The organism is Bradyrhizobium sp. P2_E8 (assembly GCF_056403875.1).
Genome location: NZ_JBFUES010001900.1, coordinates 1 through 553 on the forward strand (window position 1 = coordinate 1; position 553 = coordinate 553).

Sequence of the window (553 nt, forward strand, 5' to 3'; positions counted from 1 at the left end):
GATCAGGATCATGAAGGTGCCGCTCGAAGTGGTCGGCGTGCTCGATCGCAAGGGCCCGGCGCAGGACGACGTCGCCTTCGTGCCGCTCAGCACGGCCAAGCTGCGCTTCCTCGGCAGCGCGAGCAACATCAACCGGGATTCGGTCGCCTACATCATTGCCAAGGTGGCCGCGGACGGTCAGATGGCGGGCGCGCGATCGGAGATCGAAAGCCTGCTGCGGCAGCGCCACCGTGTCCCCGCCGGCCAGGAGGACGACTTCAAGGTCCAGGATCCGGCCGCCGCCATGGAAGCGCAGCAGGGCGCGATCCGCACCGTGGCGCTCCTGCTCGTCGCCATCGCCTCGGTCTCGCTGCTCGTCGGCGGCATCAGCATCATGAATGTCATGATCGTCTCGGTCACCGAGCGCACGCGGGAGATCGGGATTCGCCGCGCGCTTGGCGGGCGGATGCGGGACATCCGCCTCCAGTTTCTCTGCGAGGCGCTCGTCCTCTGCCTGCTCGGCGGCGCCATCGGCGTTGCCGGCGGCATCACGCTCTCGATGACCGTCGCCCGC

Annotated in this window: 1 protein-coding gene; it reads left to right on the forward strand. The window is 68.7% G+C overall.

The annotated features are described in order from the left end of the window. A partial coding sequence (locus AC1D00_RS44590) for an ABC transporter permease (RefSeq protein WP_477015142.1) occupies positions 1 to 553 on the forward strand: 553 nt, incomplete at both ends.